This window comes from Mesorhizobium sp. M2A.F.Ca.ET.037.01.1.1 (assembly GCF_003998075.1).
GTDB lineage: Bacteria > Pseudomonadota > Alphaproteobacteria > Rhizobiales > Rhizobiaceae > Mesorhizobium.
Genome location: NZ_RZSA01001312.1, coordinates 1 through 1,463 on the forward strand (window position 1 = coordinate 1; position 1,463 = coordinate 1,463).

The 1,463-nt window shown below is 61.5% G+C and carries 2 protein-coding genes and 1 pseudogene; 1 reads left to right on the top strand and 2 read right to left on the bottom strand.

Going from position 1 to position 1,463, the window contains the following annotated elements; all coding sequences use genetic code 11:
• Positions 1 to 2: 2 nt before the first annotated feature.
• Together hisI and folE are read right to left on the bottom strand one after the other, a co-directional pair.
• Positions 3 to 461, bottom strand: a complete 459-nt coding sequence (gene hisI / locus EOA27_RS36260) for a phosphoribosyl-AMP cyclohydrolase (protein WP_126082342.1) — start codon at positions 459 to 461, stop codon at positions 3 to 5.
• Positions 462 to 499: 38 nt separating this feature from the next.
• Positions 500 to 1,132, bottom strand: a complete 633-nt coding sequence (folE, locus tag EOA27_RS36265) for a GTP cyclohydrolase I FolE (protein ID WP_127258703.1) — start codon at positions 1,130 to 1,132, stop codon at positions 500 to 502.
• 50 nt (positions 1,133 to 1,182) lie between these two features.
• Here folE and EOA27_RS42725 point away from each other — a divergent pair.
• A pseudogene (locus tag EOA27_RS42725) lies at positions 1,183 to 1,463 on the top strand (hypothetical protein); the annotation flags it as partial.

Below are 1,463 nucleotides of genomic sequence, written 5' to 3' on the forward strand. Positions count from 1 at the left end.
GTTCACACCGGCTTCCGATACGTTTCTTCCGCATCGAACAGCGGCCTGCTGCCGTCGCCGGCAAGCGTTGCTTTGCCGTCATTCAGCCCCACCGTCCGATAAAAACAAGAACGCCGTCCGGTGTGGCAGGTTGCGTCGTGGCCCAACACTTTCACGCGCAACCATATCGCGTCCTGGTCACAATCCGTGCGCATCTCGACGACCTGCTGGAAGTTGCCCGAGGTCTCGCCCTTCTTCCACAGCGCATTGCGCGAGCGCGACCAGTAGTGTGCAATGCCGGTTTCCAGCGTAAGCGCCAGCGCCTCGGCATTCATATGCGCGACCATCAACAGCATGCCGTCACCGGCGTCGGTGACGACGACGGTGACGAGGCCCGCGGCGTCGAAGCGCGGAGAAAAGACGGAGCCTTCCTCCAGCGCTTTCTTGTCTGACGGAGCTTTCGGGAATTCGACTGCCGACATCGCCGGTCCTTATATGTTTGGCCGGCGACGGTCGATCATCAGCCGCCTGCGCGCACCATGGTGACGAAGCGGACCTGCTCCTCGGGCGTATCCTTGAAGACGCCGGTGAAGGTCGAGGTCAGCGTGGTCGAGCCCTGCTTGCGGATGCCGCGCATGGCCATGCACATGTGCTCGGCCTCGAGCATGACGGCGACGCCGCGCGGGTTGAGCACGTCCTGGATGACGCCGGCGATCTGCGCGGTCATCGCTTCCTGAGTCTGCAGGCGGTGGGCGAAGATGTCGACCACGCGCGCGATCTTCGACAGGCCGACAACCTTGCCGTCCGGCAGATAGCCGACATGCGCCTTGCCGATGATCGGCACCATGTGATGCTCGCAATGCGAATGGAACTTTATGTCCTTGACGATGACGAGGTCGTCATAGCGGGCAACCTCCTCGAAGGTACGGCCAAGCTCGTCGGCCGGGCACATGTCGTAGCCGTTGAACATCTCGCGGAAGGCTTTGGTGACACGCTTCGGCGTATCGACCAGGCCTTCGCGATCCGGATTGTCGCCGGTCCAGCGCAGCAATGTGCGCACGGCGGCCTCGACCTCGGCTTCGCTCGGCCGGTCGGTGACGGGCTTGTCCAAATATTGTGAAGGGGGCATGATTTTCTTGATGACGGCATCCATAAAGGCGTCTCCCGTAGTCCCACTCAAAGGTGGGACGAGTTGAACGGACCATGACCTTTTGGGTGAAAATCGCCCATTTCCATCCCGCAAGCGGCGTGAACAGCGGGGCAACGAAGGCAGCTTCCGGCCGCCTTGTCGATGCCCGACTGCCACCATTATATATGGTTGGAGCGGAGCGAAAGGAAGACGCGAGAGCGGCAAACCCTGTTCGCTGGGCGGCGACGGATTGGAAAAATATGATCGACGACGTCTACAATGCGAAAATTCTCGGCTTCGCCGGAAACATCGGGCGTATCGGCCGGCTCGATCATCCCGACGCGACCGCCAGGGC

What these genes read in the sequence shown, in the direction of transcription:
- folE (WP_127258703.1), bottom strand. Translation starts at nt 1,132, where the DNA reads ATGGATGCCGTCATCAAGAAAATCATGCCCCCTTCACAATATTTGGAC.
- hisI (WP_126082342.1), bottom strand. Translation starts at nt 461, where the DNA reads ATGTCGGCAGTCGAATTCCCGAAAGCTCCGTCAGACAAGAAAGCGCTG.